Here is a 20714-nt window from a genome sequence, read left to right on the forward strand (position 1 = left end):
TCATGAAACCATTTCACTCACTTATATCCGTCTCAATTGATACATATCCTACTGAAACAAAATCTACTAACCATACCATATTTTTCGAAAGGTAAAATTTAAACCCATCCTCATGCATTTTTTCAGCATCAATTCTCATTATAATAGGTTTTCCATGGCGCTTACCAACTGCATAAGCGGTTTTAATATCCAAAGATAAATGTACATATTGTCTGTTTTGCTTTTGAATTCCTAAGTCCATAATGCTAGCGGAAGATCTTTCGGATGTACCATGATAGAGATATTGTGGTGGAATCTTTTCTTCAAATTCAATATTCACATCAACTGAATGCCCTTGGTTAGCCCTTATTTTTGTATTATCTTCATTAAAACTATATCTTTGTTTATTGTTTTCATCAACGATACGATTAAGAGTCTGCATATCTATTTTTTTGCCACATTCACACACTCCATTTATTAAATCCTCGACGTTTGCCCAACCAAATTCATCAAGGGTTATACCAACAGAATGTGGCTTATGTCTTAAAATTAAACTTATGAATCTACTCAATCCCACGTCTCTATTATTAAACTCTTTAACCATATCAAAATTCTCCTAAAGTATATTATTGCAATTTCTATATTTCATTTTCTTTATCTTTGTTTAAAAATCCTTTTAAGGACATTTCAGAAGGGAAGTCCGCCACTTCTATAAGTGAGAGCTACATACTATAACAAAGAAAAAACTTGAGTGGGAGTATAAATCTCCTTCTGAAGTCGTTAACATTACAGCACCACTGGTGATGATTTAACAATGGTTTAGTTCCTTTTGAGTCTTATAACAATCTAATAACTTTAGTGTAAAGTAATGTATGTTTTTTATCTTCAAAAACCCAGTTTCTATGAAAATGCCCGAAGTACCAATGTTTATACTGCAAGTCCCCCTCTAACATGTCAAAGAAACTATTTAACTCATTGTTTTCTTTTCTATAACACATTTCTTCCATTAATCGCAAAGATGTTGTATGAGTAATTACATAATCAACTTTCCAGTTATGCTTCTCCAAATTATTTATAGCTTCATCGAATTCTTGCTCAGATGGAATTTCTGCCTTCCACCAAGAAGTACCCTCTTTTCTAAATTCCTTATCGATTGACGTGGCCCCTCCCATGGTAAAAAATTTATTATCTTCTATATTGAATACTTGTCCTCGCATTAAATGTATAACAGATTCCTCTATAAAATGAACCTTTCCGCCATTCCATTCTTTAACTTGAAATTTATTAAGCAAGTCAAAATTTTCATGATTTCCATCAACAAAAAGTGTTGTAAAAGGCTTTTCATTCAGCCACTGACGCCAGTATAAATCAGCCTTTTTATTATTCCATACCATTCCAAAGTCACCACAGATAATTACATAGTCAGACTTTGTCATATTTTTCTGCTCCGCAAAGCTAGTCGTAGTAAATTTTTCTAAATCTAAACTTCCATGAGTATCTCCAGTAACATAAATCATAGCTATCACCACCTAAGAGTTTAATAAACTTCTCACCTTATGGATTTTATAATCCTAGCCGAAGTATGGAAAGAGTTTTAAATCAACTTCATCACTATCAAACACCAAATAATCCCTTTTGAAGCATTCATCCAATATATCAACTAGTTTTAAATCATTCCTTACTTCTGGCTTCTTTGGAAATACTTTTAATTCCCATGATTGTCTTTCAGTCTCATCATCTTCATGTCTCTCTACCCACCAATCTTCGCCAACAATTTTCAAACTCATATCTGTATCAGGTTCAGAATAGCAATCAAAATCAGCTATAGTTTTAAAGTGTTCCCATGTAGTATATTTATCTTCACATTGAACCCACAAAATATCGGTTTCAGTGTATCCATTCATAATTATAACCTCTATGCAAGACTCTACTAAATTTTCCCTTTCATATGTTTCAAAATTTTCATGTAATCTATTACCATAATATCCGCCTGAATATAAAACCCAATTCAAACTAACAATTTTCATGTTACCAACTATAATAGGCTCACCTTTGCTAGAATTGTTTTTAAAATCAGATATGGTTTTAAAGTTTTCCCACGTTGTTATATAATGATCTTTATATTCAACCCACAATACATCATCCTCAGTATATCCTTCTTCAACTATAAGATTTTTACATTCTTCAAGTAAAATCGGGTTATAAGCAAATTTTATATTATTAGAAACTTTTAATTTAAAATCTTCTATTGAAATATTAAAATTTAATTTAAAATATATATTACAAAGTTTATAAACACCCTTAACTACTTGAGTTGAATTATACTTTACTATTAAATGTTGGATTAATTCCCCAAACGTATATTTTTTTTCTAAGTTTATTTTAATATTCTCAGTACACTTTTTGAAATTAGACAAGCTCTGCATTTTATCTGAACTAAATATAAAAATAAAATTATCCTTACTATCTAAAAAATAAAATTTTTCTTCTGCTTTACCAATGAATATTTCTGGATCAGGTATTAGTAAGCAGCCCATGCTCACCCGAGCTCCTATCCATCTAATATCTCCAGTACAAAATTTAAGTAACATTTTAAGATTCACATCTTCTTCTTGACATATCTCTTTCCCTAAATCCGTAAGGGCTAACCCTTTACTGCCATCTTCTTTTATTTTTTCATACACTATTTCTTCTGCTTCATACTGTTTTTTATTTTCCAACATTCATTCCCCTCATTTCATTACTTCATTTTTTCAACTAAGTTAATTAAATCCTTTTTAGATTCTTCTGGTAATATCTCTAATAAATGCTAGAATCCTTAACTATATAGTAATCCCATTAGTACTCTATCTCTTTCGATTTCTGAACCAAATGGCATTCCATCAAATCCCCATTTATATTCATGACTTGTTTGAACATCCCAATCAAATATATCCATCTCTTGACCATCGCTCCTTGGAACTAAATAACTTACCGGAACTCCAGCTTCATATAATGGCTCATCAGAAAAATGTTTTTTTGCATAATATCCTTAAACGGCTCTCCATTGTTAATAAGTTCCTTTATTTCTAATATTAGTTTTTTTAATAACTTCCCAATAAAAACTCTTTTTTCCACATATCAAATTTTTTCATTTCATTTTCCGAACCAAATGGCTTTCCATCAAATCCCCACTTCCATTCATCTAAATCCATCTCTTGTCCATTGCTCCTTGGAACTAAATAACTTACCGGGACTCCAGTTTCATATAATGACTCCTCACAAAATTGATTTCTTTTGATAATATCCTCAAAAGATTCTCCTTCGTTAATAAGTTTCTTTATTTTAAATATTTGTTCTTTTTTAGTGACTTCCCAATAAAAAATCTCTTTTCCCAACGCCGTAATAACTAATTCTTCGCTGCCATCTTCGTTTATTTTTTCATGTAATATTTTTGCAATTTCATAATATTTTTTCTTTTCCATATTCATTTCCCTCATTTCATTACTTTATTTTTTAACTTACTTAATTAAATCCTCTTTCAATTTCCGGAAAACATATACTCTCCATATCAGCATATACCCCTGTAAATACTGAATGACTTTCTACGATTTCTCCAAAGCATTTATACTTTTCTTTTAAATGTTTAACACATAGTCTTCACCAAAGGTACCTATACTTCTTTTTACTTGTATAGTCTCACATGCCACCTCGTCATTTTTATCAAAATCTTCATTATCTAATGTGTAATTATAATTTTCAATACTTAAATGGTGAACGTTATTAACCACACTCTTGCCATCCATTAATCTTAATTGCTCCTTTGCAAGCTTTATTGTCTCTGATAACATTCCTGCTCTTTTTAAAGCTTGAAACTCTAAAAAATCCGGTTTTTCTTGTTCTGATAAATTATCTACCATAGTTTCTAAATTTTTAGAGGGAAATTTCAAAAGCTTTACTATAGGATTATGTCTATTAAATTTTATGTTATAACAGTTCAACTTTTACTTAACCCCTTATAGCTAATAAAACTGACTTTAAAAGTTTTAATTAACTTATATGCATTTTAATACCATCATTTAAATATAGTATATATTAATGATTTTCAGTTGTCAATATATCCAGTATAGTTATACTTATATCTATTTCAAAGTATATATATCAACTGCATTTTGCTTGCGACCTGTTTATGCTTAAAAAAAGTAAACCCAATTCCAATAAAAAAATGTTTATTGGAATTAGGTTTACTTAAATCACTATATTTTCTTAAATCTTAAAGGCTTTCCATCCGTTTTATTTATTTCATCATAAACACATACTAAAAATTCATTTTCAGGCTGCTTATGTAAAGTAGATTCCTGTAATATAGGTTTTTCTACAATTACTTTAATGATTTTTTTCATATCTTCTTTTACCCATTGACCAATGCATTTCTTTAAAGTAAAGATACATAATGAGCAGCCTTTAGTGCAGCTTGTTCTCCTCAGCTCATATCTATCTACAACTGAAGCACTTGTACCAACAGAATAATTTCTAATTTGTTCTTTTGTATAATCATCTATATATTCAAAAACATCTTTTCCGTCTATAAATTCGTTAAACTTCAAAACAAATTCAATAGTATCTTCAATATTTTCTTGGTATTTACATTCATATTCTTTCTTATATCCATACTTCTCAAGTGCATCATTTTCAAACTTGGATATTTCCTGAATAATAATATTATAATATGCTCTTAAATTAACAAGTTCACTATATTTTTTAACTACTTTTTCTATCTGATAATACTTAGAAAAAGGAGCATCTGCTAGTGTATAATAGTAAGAAGTATGAGTATCCTTATTATCTTCTTCATCCCCTTCATCACCTATCTCTCTATCATAGCAATCTTTAAAGTCTTCATTACTAGGTAACATTATTCTTACAATATTGTCTTTATCCGCTTTTTTTAATGCTGCAATAGGACCTGAAATTTCTTTTTCAATTAAAGCAATTGCAAACATCCTATACTTTTCAGCATCAAAGCCATATAGATTAACATATTCTGAATGCTTTAACTCTAGCTTTTCAAACTCTTTAATAAACCTTATGGGTCTTAAATTTAATAATTTATTTAATAAATTATCTATCTCAGCTATTCCTAAATCACATAACTCTTTTAACGAGTATCCTATATAGTCCTTATCATAAATACATACCTTTGAGCCTTTATAACTTGACATTATAATATAATTTTTAAGTTCCGCTTTGGTTATATTATATTTTAATTTTTTAGCACCAATAAATGCAAAATAAAAAACTGCATAATCATAGTATTTAAATGTTAATAATAATTTATTTTTAGCCATTACATCTATTCCTCTTTTATTACTTATTTTTGAATTTTCTACAAAATTATAGACATATTTTCTTCAATTAACACATGTAATTATCTTTATAATAACACCAATGTAGTTGACAATTTTTTTTACAAAAACTATGTAAGTTTATACATACAAAGTAATATATTTATATAATTATTTTTACTAACTTCTAACTTTATATACCTTTAATTTTATCTTTTAAATTATAGTATTCAAAATCCGAATCTACATATTGTACAAATGCACTTTGTATATCTTCATTAGTTAATAAATCCAAACTCGTAGTTTTATAATCTTCATCATTTTTATATCTTAAACAAGCATTAACAATAGACTTTTCTAATATAATTCTAGCTAACCTGGCATTAGCAAAATCTTTAGTTTTATTTTCAACTAACAAATTAAAATTATTAATCAGTACTTCTCTATATTGTTTATCCATACACCATTTTTTAGATTTTGCCATCATTTCAAATATTTCAACTAAATCATGGGCATTATAATCATCAAAGTTTATATACGTACTAAATCTGCTCTTTAAGCCTGGATTAGAATCAATAAATTTTTTCATTTCTTTTGGGTATCCAGCTACTATAATAGTTATTTCATGCCTATGATCTTCCATATATTTAAGTATTGTATCAATAGCTTCTTGTCCAAAATCTTTTTCACCTTTACCTGCTAAAGTATAAGCTTCATCTATAAATAATATACCACCTTTTGCCTCTTCCAACTTTTCTAAAGTTTTTACAGCAGTTTGTCCAACATATTCTGCAACTAACTGTGTTCTATCAACTTCTACCACTTTATCACTCTTCAAAACTTCCATTTTATTAAATATTTTAGCAAGTATTCTTGCAACCGTTGTTTTACCCGTTCCTGGATTTCCTGTAAAAACATAATGTCGTGTTAAAGGTTCATCCTCATATCCTTTTTGTTTTCTAGCCTTTAAGATTTCTGTAACAGCTATAGCATCATTTACTTCCTTTTTCATTTTTTCAAGCCCTATCAATGTATCTAATTCTTTTTCTATTACTTCTTCAACCGTTTCTTCAACTTCCATAATTTGATCCATATGTTTATTAATATTCTCTAATTCTTTAATCTTCTCACCATAACTCGTATACAAGCCTGCATTTAAATCCTGAAGTACTTTTGTAGAAGTATTCACATCTAATTCATCATGCTCTTGTTTTAACATATCATCTACATAATAATTATATTGTGGATTTATTGTAGTCCTTTTTAAATCTAATTCCTCAATCTCACCTTCATTGTAAACTATTTCTCTTCTATAACTAATTTTATTAAATATACCTTGTTTCTTATTATTTTGCCAATTACCCATTAATATCTCATATTCAACTAATCTGGATTTTTCATTTTTAACTTCTCCTTTTAAAGTTACCTCAAATCCAACTCCACTTCTTTCTCCTTCTATATACCAACCTTTAAATCTAGAATTTTCTCTACCATTATATTCAAATACTTCACCATGTAATTTACCTAACTTAGAAATACCACCTTCAATATATTTATTGTTTTTCTTATCATGATAACGAGTAACACCCATAATTTTATTATTATTATAATTTGCATACATTAGCACATCTTCATTTTCAAATAATGTTTTTCCATTTATCATTCCTTTTATAAAACAAGTGCTAAATTTGCCAACATTATTTCCATTTTCATTGTTTTTTTCACAATAAATTTCACCATCTGCATGGCCATCCTTAAAATTCATTTTCACTGAAGTATATGTCTTCAATTCATCTGTATAATCTTTCATATTATTATCTAAAAAATATTTCCTTGTTAAAATGTATAATGGGTAAAATCCATTTTCTTGAATTAAAAAATCCGGTATTATAATTATATCCTTTGAATCTTTGGAAAATTTCATTTCACCATTAAGTTTTCCATTTATATAAATTGCAGATAATTTTGCATTATCACAGAAGCTATATTTATTTTTATTACGACCATCGCAAGATGTCTCTCCTCCGCTAAGTAAAATATCTATTTCACCATTTAATTGGTCATTATTCAACGTACAATTTATTTTTATTTCAAAAAAGCGCTTGCTAGATTTCACTCTATTAGTAATATATTTTACTGTATAATTTAATTTACTAGGCATACATTTAAAATAGTTTCCTTCAAATTCTGTCTCAGGAAAAGCGCCTCTCATTTGTACTGAAAATTCTTCATATTTAATTTCAAAATCTTCTATCGATTCTTTAGACCATGATACTTCTTCACAATAGAAACATTCTGATTTATTATTATCTAAATCAACTTTTATTATAAGATCCCTTTCACTTATAACATATTTTTGTGTCTTTGTACGTAAGTTTATTATAAATTTTTTACCAAGTTTATCAAATAAATCTCCTTCTTTTTCTACATATTCCTCTGAATATGCCCAAGCTACATATCTGTTTTCCGTCATTAATGTTATTGGATTAAAATATTTATTTATTTTAGTTGAAAAAACATTTTTTGCTTCTGTTACGTTTGAACTATTTATCATATTTTCCCAATCTAAATACACAAATACATTAGTTTGTTCTCCCAATTCATATTTTTCAATATCTTCACAACACAAAACATCATAACCTTTAATAATTTTCCCTCTCCCTGACCTTTTTCCATTTTTAAATTCGCCTATATAAACCTCATTTCTATTTTTATATTCAAACTTACCAATTCCTTCTATAATGCCATTTGGCATCGTTCCCGTAAAAGTCCCTTCTTCTAACTTAACTGATGCACTCTCAAAATTATCAAATTTATAATCTTTTAAATTCATAATATCCCATCCTTATAATCTAATTATATATTTCTATATTTCTCATTTTAGTTATATTTTACTTATAAAGTATAATATCGTATTTTTACTATAATGTCAATTCGAAAATAGTGTTTTTATCTTTTTAGCTATATATATATCCAATATAGATAATAAGCATCCTTCTTGTTACGCTATATTCTATTTCATGCAACCAATATTTGTAACCAACATAGTTTTCTATAAGTTTCACTTTTGCATTTAATACAGTTAATATTCTATTTTCAGAACTTATATTTAGCTTTTTTCATTTTGTTTATCAAACAGTAGTTGTTCACTACGCTACCATTTCTGTAATATGGTCGTGTCTGCCGCCAATTACTATTTTTATTATCATAGGTTATAATTGACGTTATATTCTTAAAATTTTCTTATGCCTTGTATATTCAAACTCAAGCACTCTCCCGTTAACAGGAGAATGTATCGACATTACTTGTATTTTTTAGTAGGTTCAACTATATGTTCATACTTTGAAATTTAATCTATTGACTTTTAAATCTCCTGATATTTGTAATCCTATCACCAAATCAGTGTATTTTTTCACTTTAAATGTGTTACTCATTAATTTTCTTTCAACAAGCTGTTTTATCATACAAGGCGTTATATTACAGCCTACCTCAAACACATTATATTTAAATGCTATTTCATTTTTATCTAGTACAATAGTAGTGCTAGATGCAGTTAATCCAGCATTATCTCCTTGATTAAAATTAAAATAATTTAAACATAATATATTGTTATTTATATTAATTACCTCTAAATCTCTAAATTTTTGATCATATTCAAATTCCAGCGTAAACAATTCTTCCAAAAGTTCATTAAAATCTTTTACATCTGCTAGGTACTCTTTTATCTTACTGTACCTATATTGTTCTGCTGCTTTGTGTCCACTTTCAATACTCAAAAAATCTAATATTGATAAAAAAATAGGACTTGCATCTCGCGCATAATTATATTTACCTCGAAAACGTTCTTTAACGAAAGCGTGGATTATTTCATGTTTTATAGTGTTTTTTAGTATCTCCTTAAGTTCATTTGTTTTATAAATACAGTATTTCTTATAGTTTTTCGTTTTAACAATTATTGGTTGATATACTCTTAATAAATACTCAGTTAAAATCTTGTTTGATATTTCTATTTTGTGGATATATTTATGCTTATTCCTAGTTTTTAACGTCAGATACCTTCCAAGTGTTGTTACTGGCATGCTGTAGGTGAGATCCTTATATTGTTATGCAAAACCCTAATATGCCTTCTTCCAAACATCTGCTCATTTAGCTCTATACTACACTCATTTAACAATTCATTTAATAAAGTTTGTTTTTTTATCTTATCCTTAATCATATATTTCTCCCCCTATACAATTTATGGTATTTTCTTATTGGTAATATTTTTTTAATCCTTAAATTGTCGTTGTTATTGGAACTTAAACATGCTCCTTTTTCTTTAGTTCTGAAATCAAATATCCAAGTTCATCCCCTGTTAACATATCTGCTACAATACCAGCCAAAACCTCTGAATATTTTCTTTCTAATATCGTCCTATCCTTTGGAATAATTAAAGTTACTGTATATTTGTTCTTCATAAGTTCCCCCCCATGTTTGTCCTCTTTTTATATTCTTTATTTTTTATTTATTTAATTTGTATATTGGGTATAGTACAGACGACATTAAAAAAATATACGCTATTTAAAATTATTTTTTCATAAATTAAAATTCCACAAAATATAGACTTAATTAAATAGAACAAAATTCACATAATTATTTTCCAAAATGATTAAGCCCTCTATTTTAGAGGGCTATTTATCGCAATTGAACTAAGTATTGCTATACTACTTAGCTTGTAATTTCTTATTGAACTATGTTCTCCTTTTTCTTTAACTCGGAAATCAAATATCCAAGTTCACTAATTGATAACATATCTACTACGATATCAACTAAAACTTCTGAATACTTTCTTTCTAGTATTGTTCTATCTCTAGGAAGTATTAAAGTTACTTTATATTTAGTTTTCATAACAACCTCCTGAATTGTTCAGTATATAATACTCCCAGCAGATCGCTTTTGTTACATTATTGAAAAAAATTGTTTTTATCTAAAAACGAATATATAATGTATAAGATAACCCTTAGTTATATAGTGGGATGATAAGAGTTAAAATTTATAGAGCATGCATTATATGGAATAGTTAAGTTAGGTATTCAAAATGTAATAAGGAGGAGATATTCATGCAAAAAGTAGCTATCTACAGTAGAAAGTCCAAGTTTACCGGCAAAGGTGATTCTATTGAAAATCAAATAGAAATGTGTAAGGAATATATCTCAAGTCATTTAGGTAAAAATGTTGAATACATCATTTATGAGGACGAGGGATTCAGTGGCAGCACATTAAATAGGCCTAATTTTTTAAAGTTAATGCAAGATGTAAAACTTAAAAAAATCAATGTTTTAGCTTGCTATAGGTTGGATCGTATAAGCAGGAATGTTGCTGATTTTTCTTCAACATTAGAAATGTTAAATAACAATAACGTTGACTTCATTAGCATAAGTGAGCAATTTGACACTTCATCTCCTATGGGTAAAGCCATGATATACATAGCTTCTGTTTTTGCACAGCTAGAACGTGAAACTATAGCTGAAAGAGTAAAAGATAATATGTTAGAACTTGCTAAAAATGGCAAATGGACAGGTGGAAGAATACCATTAGGTTTCATCTCTAAGAAAACAAAATATACTGATGAAATGGGATTACAAAGAGAAATAACTACGCTTACAATAAATGAAATTGAAATGAAATTTGTTAAATTCATATATGAGAAGTATTTAGAATTAGGTAGCTTACATAAGCTAGAATGTTATATAACTGAAAATGATTTGAAATCCAGAAATAATATTTTATTTGAAAAGACAAGTTTAAAAATTATACTTCAAAACCCTGTTTACGTAAAAGCTAACGATTTAGTAATTGAATATTTAAAAACTTCAAATTGGATTGTTTATGGTGAAGCTGATAACATACATTCATTATTAACCTATAACAAGACTCAGCAGTCTATTGTGGATGGTAAGCATATTAAAACACTTAAAAGTAAAGAAGAGCGTCTTGCTGCAGTTAGCAATATAGAAGGTGCAATTGAACCAGATTTATGGTTGCAGGTTCAAACTCAATTCGAAGATAATAAAGATAAGTTTCCAAGGCTAGGTAAAACAAATAATGCTTTATTAACTGGAAAACTTAAATGTGGTGTATGTAAAGAATATATGCTTATTCAGCACGGAAGAGTTTCTAAAATTACTGGTGTAAAGGCATTTTATTATATGTGCTCTCTAAAAAGGAAGTCTCATAAAAAATGTTGTGATAATTCAAATGCTAACGCCGCTGATTTAGAAAGTTTAGTTCTTTTAAGTTTAAAAAACTTAGGTAGTACCAAGAAAGTTTTTATTGATGGTCTAATGGCTAAATATAATTTAGATCTTAAGAATAATGAAAAGACGGATGAAAAACTTGCATTGAATAAATTACTTTCTGAAAAGAAAAAACAAATTTCTGGTTTAATAAGCGAGCTTTCAAAAGAAGAAGATGAATATATGAAGGGGCTTATTCGTATCGAGATTAATCCGTTAAAAAACGACTGCATTAAAATTGAAAGTAAACTAATTGCTTCTGAGAACAAAATTAAAAAAGAAAAAGTAGATAAAATTAATCTACAACTAATAGAAAATGTATTAAGTGAATGTGGAATGATAGATACTCTCCCAAGAGAAAGACAAAAGCAAATTATTGATATATTGATAGAGAGTATATATTGGTATGGCAATGATAAAAATAATGGAGAGATTAAAATTAAATTTATTGGTACAGATGGGGAAGATAATGAAGAGTTAGAACTATATGAATCAATGTTGCAGTTTAATACACCTAGCATGACCTGTATCTAAAAGAATTATATTCTCTGCAAACTCTTTAAGTGCATACTGCTGACATACCTTTAGTTTAAGTTTATCCAAATTAATATCTTCTTCTGGAACTTTTAAAATAACTAATCCTGTTTCATCCAGTTGTTTAATAACATCCTCTGCTAATGAATCTTTGGCTAGTTTGCAAGAACCACTAATAGCTCCATATACATCTTCTTCTCTCTCACCCTTTAGGTCTTCAATGCCTGCTCTGTAGCTTATGCTTACCCTTGGCCCAAAAGCTGGACATCTTAAAATGCACATTGAGCATCCATTTCCATATTTTAAACAGTTACCCATTGGCCCTGTGGAGCCTGTAGTTTCTATAAATACATCAGCCTGCACATATTCTCCATCTGATAAATATATGCCTTTTATTCTGTTGCCTTCCTTTTCAACATCTACTATTCTTGTTATCAAGTTTATTTCTATATCCATAGCTTTTAAATATTTTAGAACTGCTGGCTCAATCTTGTTTACATCATAAAGCCAGGCATGTTTATGTCCAGGAAAGTCAATATTTTTATGTCTACTATTTCCATCAGTCAAATGTATTAAATCTCCTGCCCCTAGCGCTATCATTTCTTCTGACGCGGTATACCTTCCATTATTTCTCATTATACCACCTACATTACCAAGTCCTAAAAGCATATCTGTTTTTTCGTATAATACAACCGTAGCACCCGCTTTTTTTGCTGCTATTGCCGCACTACAACCAGACCACCCACCACCAATTACAATAACCTTCAAAATATTCTCCTCCCCTCTAATACATATTTAGGTTCTGTCTGCATTTTGCAGAGCCTTCTTAGTTTACGGTCATTATTTTTTCTTGTGCAGCAACCACATATACCTTCTCCACAGCACATCTTTGCATTATTACAACATGAATATTTAATATTCTCATCTATACCTTCTACGACCTTCATCAATTCATAATTTAAAACATCTGCAGCATCACAATGCACTAATTTGATATCATTATTACTAATTAAATCCTTCAATATATTATTAAATTCCTCTGTGATCTTTCCACGGCATATAGTACTTACAAGTATAACTTTTGAAGCATACTTTTCCATGTATTCATTAACAAAGCTATTTTTATAGGGGGCATTATCAATTATAACGGTAATTTCATTATTATTTCCATGCAAATGTTTAAGCGGGGGTATCATAGGGGCCTGCCCTATACCTCTTGCTACAATTAAACATTTACTATTCTTAATATTATTTATGTTTTTCACCCCTAAAATACCATTCCAAAATGGTGCTTTTACTAACATATCTTCTCCTTCTTCTAATATATCTAAGTCCTTGGTTTTTGTTCCTTTTAGTTCTATAGCAATAGTTATCGTATTATTTCTCGTATCAGTATCCATTATTGATATCGGAGTATCAAACCTCGTATCTGTATCTGGACGGCGAGCAAAAACATAGCTCCCCGCATGAACCAATTCACTTACCAATTTATCACTTACTTCAAGAGTAAATATAACAACATTATCTTCAAACTTATTTTTCTCTACTATTTTGCAATGATAATATTTCCTGCTTTCTTTAGCTTTGTAACTGTTTGAAGCATAGTCTTGATATATGCATACCCCATTCCAATTACAACAATCACAGAAATTTTTACCTGCTAGCTGCGAACATAATATACAGTCTCCTGTTTCTGCCAGACGGCAAGGACATGCTCGAAACACCAAACTGCGATGATCTCTTGTGCATTTTATACCCTCTTTTCAACACATTTTTTTATTTTTTTATAATAATGTCACAATATCCATAAAAAATTTCACGAAAATCATTGAAAATATTGTAATTTTCCGTTAAAATAGTCTTTGAAGAGAGGACTGATTACTTGAAAAAACTTTTTAAAAATTTATTACCACTGTTACTTATTGGTTCTATCCCTTTTTCTAATTTGTTTTATTGGACGCTAAATAATACCCAAAGAGGAGTTTATGACCTAACTACTGATTTAGATAGATTTTTACCACTTATAAAAGTCTTCATAATACCTTATATGACTTTATGGTTTTTCTTAGCCTTTTGTTTTGTTTATTTGTGCTTTAAAAACAGAAAAGTTTATTATAAAATTATGATTACCTTAATCCTATGTTATGTTGTTGCTTTTATAACTTTTTACTTTTTTCAAACCACTGTAACAAGGCCTATTGTCACTGGAGAGGATATATTCTCAAAATTAATTTTATTTACTTATAGCTCTGATATGCCGTATAATTGCTTTCCAAGCATACATGTAATTACTACATACCTAGCAGTTAAAGGGATTAATCTTACAAACGCTAATAAACGCATTAAATTTCCAGTTAATGTTGTAGGATTTCTTATTATAATATCTACTCAGTTTATTAAACAACACGTGATAATGGATATATTTTTCGCAATTTTTTTATGTGAAGTATTTTTCATAGGGATTACTTATATAGAGGAATATTACAAAATCTACAATTCCAAAAAAGCTTATAATTTATTAGAAAAGGATATTAAACAATAACGTGCAAAAGCTGCTGAATAATTTTCAGCAGCTTTTGCACATTACTCCGTACATTAACATAATTTAACTATACTAAAGGCTTATAACAATTTTACCTTCTTTTAATTCTATGGATATATTTGACCCTTCACTAAATTCATTTTGGAGATACTGCTCTGCAATCTCATCCTCGATATACTTTTGAATAGTTCGTCTCAGTGGTCTTGCTCCATATTTGTCATCGTATCCTTTTTCTAATACAAAGTCCTTTACTGCGTCTGTTACGTCCACTGTAATTTTCTTTTCTTTTACTTCTTCCACAACTTCCATAATCATTAAATCTACTATTTTGCGAAGTTCTTCTTTTTTAAGAGGAGTAAATACAATAGTTTCATCTACTCTATTTAAAAATTCCGGTCTAAAGGTTTCTTTTAAAGCATCCTTCACACGGGCTTCTAAAATATCATAATTATCCTGAACAAACCCCATACTACCTGCTTTAAACTGAGTACCTGCATTGGATGTCATTATTATTACAGTGTTATCAAAGAAAACGGTTCTTCCCTGACTATCTGTTAATCTTCCATCCTCAAGGATTTGTAATAGCATATTAAATACATCCGGATGAGCTTTCTCAATTTCATCTAAAAGAATCACGCTGTAAGGCTTTCTTCTGACTTTTTCAGTTAATTGACCAGCTTGATCATAGCCTACATACCCTGGTGGTGCACCAATCAACTTTGAAACAGTATGTTTTTCCATGTATTCAGACATATCTATACGAATTAATGCATCCTCGCTTCCAAAGAGTTCAGAGGCTAGTGCTTTAACTAGCTCTGTTTTTCCAACCCCAGTTGGTCCAACAAAAATAAAAGAGGAAGGCTTTTTCTTCTTTCTAAATCCTGAACGATTCCGCCTAATTGCTCTAGATAAACTAGCAATCGCCTCATTTTGGCCTATAACTCGTTTATGTAGTCTGTTTTCTAAGTCCAATAGCTTTTTCGCTTCTTTTTCTGTAATCTTTTGAATTGGAATTCTAGTCCATGATTCAATTACAAAAGCAATATCCTCCTGCGTAATTTTGACCTCACTGCATTTTTTCTTAATTTCAACAATATTCTCTTTTATTTTACATAGTTTCATCCTATATTCTGCAGCTTTTTCAAAGTCTCCAGTAGCTTCTGCATCATCCTTTTCATTTTGTATCTTTTCTGATTGCTGCTTTAATCCTGAAAGTTCAATAAGTCCAATATTTTTTAAATTAGCCCTAGAACCAGCTTCATCAATAACATCTATAGCTTTATCTGGAAGAAACCTGTCCGTTATATATCTTTCAGATAAGTTTACAACTTCCTCAATAATTTCATCAGATATTTTAACTTTATGATATTCTTCATAATAGCCTCTTATTCCCTTTAAAATTTCTATTGTCTCTTCTATGCTTGGTTCTTCAACTAGGACTGGCTGAAATCTTCTCTCAAGAGCTGCGTCTTTCTCTATATATTTTCTATATTCCTCCAGAGTAGTAACTCCAATAACTTGTATTTCACCTTTGGCTAAAGCTGGTTTTAAAATATTTGCTGCATTCATTGATCCACCCTGAACCTCACCAGCGCCCATAATATTGTGCACCTCGTCAATAACCAATATTATATTTCCACTTTCCTTAGCTTCTTCAATAATTGACTTCATCCGACTTTCAAATTGTCCTCTAAATTGTGTACCTGCAACAACAGCAGTAAGGTCAAGCAAATAAACTTCGGCATTAAACAATTTCTCTGGAACTTGTTTTTCTGAAATTCTCACAGCTAAACCCTCTGCAATAGCTGTCTTACCAACACCTGCTTCCCCAATTAATATGGGATTATTTTTGGTTCTTCTATTTAAAATCTGAACTACGCGATCAATTTCTTTATTCCTCCCAACAACCTTGTCTACACCTTTTTGATTTGCTTTGTTTGTTAGGTTTATCCCATATGTCTCTAAGTGCTTTCGCTTCTTTTTAAAGGGATTCTTTTTTGACTTATCTTCTGATGCATTCACAATCTTTGGTGAAGTTTCAATTTCCTCATCTATGAAATCTTTATTTTCATCCTTAGGTGAAAATAAGCCATTGAAAATATTACCAATAAGTTTTTTACCGTCACCATTCTCATTGCTCATGTCTTCAAGCTTCATATCTTCAAGGTTCATATCTTCTAAATTCATATCTTCTAAATTCATGTCTTTAAAGATATTACCCATTTGCTGATTTAAGTTTTGAATATCCTCTGAAGATATCCCAGCTTGCTGCATCAATTGATCCATAACTGGAACTCCCCTCTTTTTAGCGCATTCTATACATAAAGCTACAGTTTCAGTTTTTCCGCTTTCAATTTTTGATGTTAATATCATTGCTATATTTTTTTTACATACATCACATAACTTCATATAAATCATCTCCATATTTCATCTTGTATTAATATTATAATAGTATATCATTCTTTAATAGAATTTGTTTAGTATATTCAGGATTGTTTGTTTTTTATTAATAAATAACACTACTCATTAGTATTTAACTCGCTCTTTTCTATTTATTCTACCCTTTTAACCATATTACCTCTTAAATACTAGTGTTACTTTTGGTTAAATCATCTATTAATTCGTTTATTTCTTGTAATGAAAGCTCAGGCGCTAATATTTTTAAAGCGGTCCTTGTATATAATCCATTCAAAAGTTCTGTTTCGCTCTTATTTAATTCTAAAAGAATAGTAGATTTAACCTTCATTTATATTCCCCCAAATACACTATTATATTATAGTATGCAGTTTTATCAAAGCTGTGTTACAAAGTTATATATATCTAAATATATTTACTTATATAGATAACATAAGCATATTATTTTTTTAAAATACATATCTTTATTTTGTAAAGCTATTATAGTAATTATGGAATTTCACTTATTATATTCATTTTACCTTTTAACAAACTTTAAATCAATTATTAAGGAGTAAGTAAATTGAAAATTGCCGCTATATACTCCAGAAAATCAAAGATTACAACAAAAGGCGAATCAATAATTAACCAAATTGAACTATGCACGCATGAAGGTACTCATTTAGGAATTGAAAAATTTATAATATACGAAGATGAAGGCTTTTCAGGAAAAAATATTAAAAGACCTCAGTTTCAAAAAATGCTAAGTGATGCAAGAGAAAAAAAATTTAATGTTATTATCTGTTATAGACTAGATAGAATCAGTAGAAATATATCCGATTTTTCTACCCTTATAAATGAATTAGATAGTCTGCATATAAGTTTTATAAGCGTTAATGAGCAATTCGATACCTCAACTCCTATGGGACGTGCAATGATGTATATTGCCTCTGTTTTTGCACAACTAGAACGTGAAACTATCGGTGAGCGGGTTCGTGACAATATGTTAGAGATGGCTAAAAATGGAAGGTGGTTAGGAGGTCAAACACCTTTAGGCTATGAAAGTAAAAAAATCACCTATTTAGATTCCCAGTTCAAAGAAAAAACTATGCATACATTATCACCTATAAAAGAAGAACTAGATGTTGTAGCCTTCATATACGATAAATATTTACATTATAAATCTATTAGCCAAGTTTTTATCTGTGTTTTTCAAAAAAACATAAAAACAAAAAATGGGGCTGACTTTAATAAGAAAAGAATTCAACTTATATTAAGAAATCCCCTCTATGTTAGAGCAAATGAAGCTGTTATGAAACATCTTGAATTTATTGGAATGAATGTAATGGGAAAATTTGATAATAAGCATGGGATTCTAATTTATAACAAAAGTAAAGGAACTAAGATTAAGCGAGATATAAATGAATGGGTAGCTGCTGTTTCTACACATGAAGGAATTATTGATCCGTCTGTTTGGCTTTTAATTCAACAAATTTTAGATGAAAATAAAAATAAAGCACCACGCCTTGGAACTTCCTCTGCTGCATTACTTACCGGAACTTTAAAATGTTCTAAATGCGGTAAAAGTATGATTGTTAAACATGGACATATTAGTGCACATTCCAATAAAAAAATTCAATACTATGTTTGCAGTACTAAAGATTATTCAAGAGGCCTTAGGTGTAACAATCCTAATATCCGCGTAGATGAACTCGAATCAATAGTTATAGAAAATTTGAAAAATGTCACACTAGACAGAAGTGTTCTACTTGAAGAGTTAAATAAAATTAAATCTGATATGACCAAAAATAATTTTATGCATTGTGAAATTAGTAATTTACCAGGACAAATAAAAACAAAACAATCCCAAATGGATATTCTAATAGGCCAATTAGCACTAGACAATGAAATATCAAAATATATAAGACCACAAATTTTGAAATTAGGAGATGAGATAGAAAAATTAAATGATAAATATGAAAGCTTAAAAGCTACTTCATATAAATATAAAAACAATGAGTGGGATGCGAATAAATTTTTATATTCCTTAAGTAACTTTTCTTTTCTAGTAGATGTCTTAGATTTTAATGAAAAGCATCTATTAATCAATAGTATTGTACAATCAATATATTGGGATGGTACTAAAGGTATCATTAAAATAAATCTAATGTCTTTAAAAATGTAATCTCATTATCGCCCTTTAGTGTAGCTAGGACAAAATTCACTTCCTACATCAATACAATCATAGGGTTCATAACTCATAAATATAACCTCCTAAGCACTATACTATTAAAATATTTATAAATGTAAAAATTGTGACAAGTTAAATAATAATAATAATAATAATAATAATAATAATAATTAGAAATGCTAGATGAATACCTAGTCACCCCCTAAATTTAAAATTTGAACTTATCTCTAATAAATAAAAGAGTCTTATGGGCTCTTTTATTTACTAGGAATAATGAAATTCACAATTTCATCTAATTTTTGTCTAAACATATTTTTTCTCGCCACAGAATTTTTAGCTACTAGAGCCTGCGTAAACAAAAGTTTATTATTTGAATATATATCTACCCTACCGAGTTTTTCGCCTAGCTGTACTGGAGCAATTATCTCATATAGTGGCTTTTTTATTTTAATCTCAATATTTTCATCCTTCTTTACTGGAATTATAATATCTCCCTTACTTGCTATTTGAACACTAGATGCACCATTTTTTATATTAAGAGATTCCAAAGTATCATCTTTACTAATCACTTTCTTATATTCATAATTTTTCTCTATATATTTACTTATTTTTTCCGTTTCTTTCCATCTAGGGGTACAATTCAAAGTAATTATAATAACCTCTCTATTTTGAATTTTAACAGAAGTAACTAAACATTTACCTGCCTTTCCGGTAAAACCAGTCTTTACTCCTGTGGCATTTGGTAAAAGATATAGAATTTTATTTATATTATGGTAACTTCTATTAAAACCGTATTCTTTAGCATCAATATCTTTAGAACTTACTATATCATTAAATAGTTTTATTTCTTTTGCCTTTGCAGTAGCCAAAGCTAAATCATAGGCTGTAGAATAATGATTACTACTATCTAAGCCATGAGGAGATTCGAAGTTACTATTTAATAATCCAATTTCTAATGCATACTCGTTCATTAGTTTTAGAAATTCATCAACACTTCCACTTACTCCTTCTGCAATGGCGATTGCTGCATCATTTCCAGATCTTAACATAAGTCCATATAATAGCTCTTTTAAGGTTATTTCTTCTCCAACCTTTAACCCTATTTCTGAACCACGTATAGATGCCGCCTTTTCTGATACAACTATTTTTTTGTTTAAATCCCCACATTTAATTGCTACAAGGCAAGTTATTATTTTTGTAGTGCTTGCAATTTCAATTGGAGTGTATGCATTTTTTTCATATAAAACAAGTTTAGAATCACAATCTAATGCTATAGAACTTATAGCGTTAACATATATATCTTCAGCATAAACATTTTGAATTAGTGATGTGAATAAAAAAAACATACTTAAAATAAGTGATAAGAATATTTTATTTTTTTTCTTCATGATTTCACCTCTTTTTATATATTAGTGTATAATTTTGAATACCTATAAATAATAGTGATTTATTGATTTTTTTATAGATTTTTGGAC

Annotated in this window: 18 protein-coding genes and 1 pseudogene; 3 read left to right on the top strand and 16 right to left on the bottom strand. The window is 29.1% G+C overall.

Features of this window, described 5'->3' with window-relative positions; genetic code table 11:
- Window positions 1-13: 13 nt before the first annotated feature.
- The 11 genes from G9F71_RS16375 to G9F71_RS16425 all read right to left on the bottom strand — a co-directional run bounded on the left by G9F71_RS16375 (window position 14) and on the right by G9F71_RS16425 (window position 10190).
- Entirely contained in the window at window positions 14-583 is a 570-nt protein-coding gene (locus G9F71_RS16375) for an RNA 2'-phosphotransferase (protein ID WP_164950913.1), read from the bottom strand.
- Window positions 584-815: 232 nt separating this feature from the next.
- Window positions 816-1496, bottom strand: coding sequence for a metallophosphoesterase (locus tag G9F71_RS16380; protein WP_164950912.1), 681 nt, complete (start codon window positions 1494-1496; stop codon window positions 816-818).
- A 54-nt stretch (window positions 1497-1550) separates the two neighbouring features.
- Window positions 1551-2702: a hypothetical protein gene (locus G9F71_RS16385; protein ID WP_164950911.1), complete on the bottom strand. Its 1152-nt coding sequence runs from the start codon at window positions 2700-2702 to the stop codon at window positions 1551-1553.
- A gap of 360 nt (window positions 2703-3062) precedes the next feature.
- On the bottom strand, window positions 3063-3443 hold the full coding sequence (locus tag G9F71_RS16390) for a hypothetical protein (protein WP_164950910.1): 381 nt from the start codon (window positions 3441-3443) through the stop codon (window positions 3063-3065).
- 153 nt (window positions 3444-3596) lie between these two features.
- Window positions 3597-3878 carry a hypothetical protein gene (locus G9F71_RS16395; protein WP_224626431.1) on the bottom strand — a complete coding sequence of 94 codons (282 nt, stop codon included), beginning with the start codon at window positions 3876-3878 and terminating at the stop codon, window positions 3597-3599.
- Window positions 3879-4214: 336 nt separating this feature from the next.
- The gene (locus G9F71_RS16400) at window positions 4215-5306 is read right to left on the bottom strand and encodes a hypothetical protein (protein ID WP_164950908.1); all 1092 of its coding nucleotides are present in this window, start codon (window positions 5304-5306) and stop codon (window positions 4215-4217) included.
- Between the two features lie 190 nt (window positions 5307-5496).
- Entirely contained in the window at window positions 5497-8136 is a 2640-nt protein-coding gene (locus G9F71_RS16405) for an AAA family ATPase (protein ID WP_164950907.1), read from the bottom strand.
- Between the two features lie 502 nt (window positions 8137-8638).
- A complete protein-coding gene (locus tag G9F71_RS16410; RefSeq protein ID WP_164950906.1) occupies window positions 8639-9382 on the bottom strand; it encodes a hypothetical protein in 744 nt (247 codons plus the stop codon).
- A complete protein-coding gene (locus G9F71_RS16415) occupies window positions 9373-9519 on the bottom strand; it encodes a hypothetical protein (RefSeq protein ID WP_164950905.1) in 147 nt (48 codons plus the stop codon). The genes G9F71_RS16410 and G9F71_RS16415 overlap by 10 nt, the downstream gene beginning before the upstream one ends.
- Before the next feature lie 82 nt (window positions 9520-9601).
- The gene (locus tag G9F71_RS16420; protein ID WP_164950904.1) at window positions 9602-9760 is read right to left on the bottom strand and encodes a hypothetical protein; all 159 of its coding nucleotides are present in this window, start codon (window positions 9758-9760) and stop codon (window positions 9602-9604) included.
- A gap of 265 nt (window positions 9761-10025) precedes the next feature.
- Window positions 10026-10190 carry a hypothetical protein gene (locus tag G9F71_RS16425; RefSeq protein WP_164950903.1) on the bottom strand — a complete coding sequence of 55 codons (165 nt, stop codon included), beginning with the start codon at window positions 10188-10190 and terminating at the stop codon, window positions 10026-10028.
- 212 nt (window positions 10191-10402) lie between these two features.
- Between G9F71_RS16425 and G9F71_RS16430 the strand changes: the two genes are divergently transcribed.
- Window positions 10403-12112 (top strand): recombinase family protein, encoded by a 1710-nt coding sequence (locus G9F71_RS16430; RefSeq protein WP_164950902.1) that lies wholly within the window; start codon window positions 10403-10405, stop codon window positions 12110-12112.
- Here G9F71_RS16430 and G9F71_RS16435 read toward each other — a convergent pair.
- Together G9F71_RS16435 and G9F71_RS16440 are read right to left on the bottom strand one after the other, a co-directional pair.
- Window positions 12092-12880 (bottom strand): annotated as a pseudogene (locus tag G9F71_RS16435) (FAD-dependent oxidoreductase); the annotation flags it as partial. The gene G9F71_RS16430 and the pseudogene G9F71_RS16435 overlap by 21 nt on opposite strands.
- Entirely contained in the window at window positions 12877-13836 is a 960-nt protein-coding gene (locus tag G9F71_RS16440; protein ID WP_224626434.1) for a sulfide/dihydroorotate dehydrogenase-like FAD/NAD-binding protein, read from the bottom strand. The pseudogene G9F71_RS16435 and the gene G9F71_RS16440, both read right to left, overlap by 4 nt.
- Before the next feature lie 158 nt (window positions 13837-13994).
- Between G9F71_RS16440 and G9F71_RS16445 the strand changes: the two genes are divergently transcribed.
- A complete protein-coding gene (locus G9F71_RS16445; protein ID WP_164950900.1) occupies window positions 13995-14654 on the top strand; it encodes a phosphatase PAP2 family protein in 660 nt (219 codons plus the stop codon).
- A gap of 72 nt (window positions 14655-14726) precedes the next feature.
- On the opposite strand, the gene G9F71_RS16450 is transcribed toward G9F71_RS16445, so the two are convergent.
- The gene (locus G9F71_RS16450) at window positions 14727-17063 is read right to left on the bottom strand and encodes an ATP-dependent Clp protease ATP-binding subunit (protein ID WP_164950899.1); all 2337 of its coding nucleotides are present in this window, start codon (window positions 17061-17063) and stop codon (window positions 14727-14729) included.
- 172 nt (window positions 17064-17235) lie between these two features.
- Window positions 17236-17400 (bottom strand): hypothetical protein, encoded by a 165-nt coding sequence (locus G9F71_RS16455; protein ID WP_164950898.1) that lies wholly within the window; start codon window positions 17398-17400, stop codon window positions 17236-17238.
- Between the two features lie 231 nt (window positions 17401-17631).
- Between G9F71_RS16455 and G9F71_RS16460 the strand changes: the two genes are divergently transcribed.
- Window positions 17632-19233: a recombinase family protein gene (locus tag G9F71_RS16460; RefSeq protein ID WP_164950897.1), complete on the top strand. Its 1602-nt coding sequence runs from the start codon at window positions 17632-17634 to the stop codon at window positions 19231-19233.
- A 263-nt stretch (window positions 19234-19496) separates the two neighbouring features.
- Here G9F71_RS16460 and G9F71_RS16465 read toward each other — a convergent pair whose 3' ends face one another.
- The gene (locus G9F71_RS16465) at window positions 19497-20627 is read right to left on the bottom strand and encodes a D-alanyl-D-alanine carboxypeptidase family protein (RefSeq protein ID WP_164950896.1); all 1131 of its coding nucleotides are present in this window, start codon (window positions 20625-20627) and stop codon (window positions 19497-19499) included.
- Window positions 20628-20714 lie beyond the last annotated feature (87 nt).

It is taken from the genome of Clostridium sp. FP2 (assembly GCF_011065955.2).
Classification (GTDB): Bacteria; Bacillota; Clostridia; order Clostridiales; family Clostridiaceae; genus Clostridium_AD; species Clostridium_AD tagluense.